The organism is Streptomyces sp. KLMMK (assembly GCF_036961605.1).
GTDB lineage: Bacteria > Actinomycetota > Actinomycetes > Streptomycetales > Streptomycetaceae > Streptomyces > Streptomyces telluris.
Genome location: NZ_JBAMDC010000579.1, coordinates 1 through 3,031 on the forward strand (window position 1 = coordinate 1; position 3,031 = coordinate 3,031).

Below are 3,031 nucleotides of genomic sequence, written 5' to 3' on the forward strand. Positions count from 1 at the left end.
CGAACGGTATGTCGACCATGAGGGCGAGCTCGGGGAGCTCCTCGGCCGGGACTTCCTGGACTTCTACGATGTCCTGGGGCATTTCCGCTCCTTCGGCGGTGAGGGGTCTTGCGTTCGACGAGGCGTCGGAACACCGGCGCACCCGGCTGACATGGTGCCCGCGGGACACCGTGATCGCCATGGTGGAACGGGCCGTTCCGAGCCGCCCGCATCCGCCCGCCGGCCAGCGGTTTCCGCGTATCCGCGGCCGCCGTGGCTCAAAGGACGTCCCTCCCGGCGTCGCGGCCCGGGCGCGGCGCGGGCTTGCGGGCCAGCAGCGAGAACGAGAGCGGCACGGCGGGGACGCCGGCGGGCAGGTGCCACCACCCGTCGTCGCGCTCCTCCAGGAACGGGAACATCGGCCAGGCCACGAACGGCCACTCGTGCAGGAACTCGATGACGAGCCCCGCCTCCAGCAGGGCGTTCACTATGTCCCCCAGGGCGTGCCCCCAGGAGAACTCCCAGCCGTCCGCCTCGGCCTCCGGCACCGCAAGCGGGCTGCGGTAGCGCCAGCGCAAGGGTTCGCCGGAGCCGAAGTACGGGTAGCGGACGGCGAGTTCCCGGCTGTCCGTGCGGTTGTCGAAGAGCCAGGCCGTCGGGTGGGACTCGAAGAGGTAGAACCGGCCGCCCGGCGCCGTGAACCGTGCGGCGACCGCCGCCCACCGGCGCAGGTCCGGCAGCCAGCCGAGCACCCCGTGCGAGGTGTAGACGAGGTCGAAGGTCTCGTCCAAGTGGCGCGGCAGGTCGTAGACGTTGGCGCAGAGGAACCGGGCCGACGGGGCGACATCGCGGGCCAGGGAGCGCGCGGTCGCCGTCCCCTCGGCGGAGAAGTCGACGCCGGTCACGCGCGCCCCGAGCCGGGCCCAGGAGAGCGTGTCCAGCCCGACGTGGCTCTGCAGGTGCAGCAGGGACAGGCCCGACACGTCGCCCACCTCCTCCACCTCCAGCCGGCGGATCCGCATGCCGCCGCGGCGGAAGTCGTCCAGGCCGTAGAAGGCGGAGGCGGCCTTCAGGGGCGTCCACGCCTCCCACTGCCGACGATTCTCCGCCATGTACGCCTCGGGGTCCATGGCCGCCCTCCCTTCCCCCGGGTCACTCCGGGCGTTCGTAGACGGAGACGTGGTACGCGCTGGACGACGTGAACGGCGCACCCGTCCAGTCCGCCCAGCGCTCGCGCAGCCGCAGCCCCGCGAGCCGCGCCATCAGGTCCAGCTCGCCCGGCGCCGCGTACCGGAACGACACCGTCGTACGGTGCATGCCGAGGCCGCCCGCGCCCTGGTCGAGGACGATGTAGTGGGAGCGGTAGCGCTGCGCCGCACGGTCGGTCTCCCGGAACCGCAGGACGAGCTCGCCGTTCCCGGTGGGCAGCACCTGGCCGCCCGTGGAACGGTCGTCGGTGAGGGCCTCGGGCACGTGCGCGTCCAGGACGAACAGGCCGCCGCGGCGCAGCAGCCGGGCCGCGCCCGCGAAGCAGTCCACCTGGGCGTCCTGGCTGGTCAGTTCGGCGAACGTACCGCTGACGACGTAGACGAGCACGTACGTCCCCGGGAGACCGGTACCGGCCCCGGTGCCGGCCCCCGTATCGGGTCCGGGACCGGCACCGGCCCCGGGCCCGGCCGCCGCGGCTCCGACCGTGCTGAAGTCCCCCATCGTCACCGGTATGTGCTCGCCGCCCGGCTTGGCGCGCAGCTGCTCCACCATGGCCGGGGAGGCGTCGATGCCGTGGACCTCCACGCCGCGCGCCGCGAGCGGCACCGCGATGCGGCCGGTGCCGATGCCCAGCTCCAGGGCCGGCCCCGGCCCGGCAGCCCCGGCGAGCCCGGCGAGGGCCGCCACGGTGGCCGCGGTGGTGCCGGACGCGGCGAACCAGGAGTCGTAGCGGGCGGCGAAGGCGGTGTAATCCGGCGAGCCGGACGAGGTCATGATCGGGCCCTTTCTCGCGGTCGGCCGGCCGGGGCGGTCAGCCGAAGGGATGGGGGAAGGCGCCGGGCATCCGGCTGTCGTCCGCGGGCAGAGGCCGGGCGCCGGGGGCGATCACCCGCACCACGTGGACGCCTTCCGCGCGGATGCCGGGGGTGTCGGTGTCGACGAGCAGCACGTCGCCGCCGGTGTGCGCGGCCAGCGCGGCAAGCCCGCCGTGCGGTCCGGGCGGTCGCCGGTCGCAGGCGCCCCGCCCGTCCGGGGCTCGCACCGCGCCCCCCGGCCCGTTCGCGGAGTCGCCCGATTGCGGCCCCGGCCCCGGCCCCTCCCGTCCCGGCCGGGACATCGTGGTGCCGCCGTGCCCCTCCTGCCCCCCGTCCGTCCGGCTCTCCGCCCCGGCCCGCCCCGGCCGCACCCCGGCCGCACCGGCCTGCCCGCCGTCGAGCGCATCCCCCGCCCCGCCACGGCCCCGTCCCGTCCAGCACCCCAACGCGTCGTGCCCGTGGAAGGCCCACAGGGCGTGTTCCAGGGCCGTACGGGGCGGGGTGCGGCCGCCCCAGCCCTCCCACGTGCGCAGGGCCACCGGGCTGGTCATGCTCCAGCGCACCATCAGGGCCTCGTAGGCGGCCCTGGCCACCGTCGCCGCGCGGTCACCCGCCTGCGCGCAGCGGGCGCCGAAGCTCTGGCCGGGACGGCCGGGCGGCGGCCCGCCGTGGACGCAGACCACGGCGCACTCCGTGCCGGCCGCTGCAGGCAGCGTCAGGAGCGCGGCCCGCAGGCCCAGGGCGGTGAGGAGGAGTTGTACGGGCCCGGGCAGCAGGTCGTCCGCGGGGACGGCGCGCGGCGGAGGCGCACCGGGCCCGTACCAGCTGCGCCGGATCACGTCCCGTTCGAGGACCTCGAGGGCGGCGTGACCGGCCGCGGCCTCCCGGTCCGGGTGTGCTCCCAGGCCTGTCGATCCCGCTCCCGAGGTCGTGCCGCAGCCCGGCGGCGGGCGGTGCTGGAGGAACACCTCGCCCGCGGGGACGAGCAGTTCGGCGCCGGTGAGCGCGGAGCGGGCCGGAACCCACAG

At 76.0% G+C, this 3,031-nt stretch carries 4 protein-coding genes; all 4 read right to left on the reverse strand.

Annotated features, from left to right (window positions below):
- On the reverse strand, positions 1-181 hold a 181-nt coding region (locus V7793_RS35775; RefSeq protein ID WP_336013850.1), incomplete at its 3' end, for a hypothetical protein.
- A gap of 76 nt (positions 182-257) precedes the next feature.
- On the reverse strand, positions 258-1,109 hold the full coding sequence (locus V7793_RS35780) for a class I SAM-dependent methyltransferase (RefSeq protein WP_336013851.1): 852 nt from the start codon (positions 1,107-1,109) through the stop codon (positions 258-260).
- Positions 1,110-1,131: 22 nt separating this feature from the next.
- Positions 1,132-1,962, reverse strand: coding sequence for a class I SAM-dependent methyltransferase (locus V7793_RS35785; protein ID WP_336013852.1), 831 nt, complete (start codon positions 1,960-1,962; stop codon positions 1,132-1,134).
- A gap of 37 nt (positions 1,963-1,999) precedes the next feature.
- Positions 2,000-3,031: YcaO-like family protein (locus V7793_RS35790; RefSeq protein ID WP_336013853.1), on the reverse strand; the 1,032-nt coding region annotated here is incomplete at its 5' end.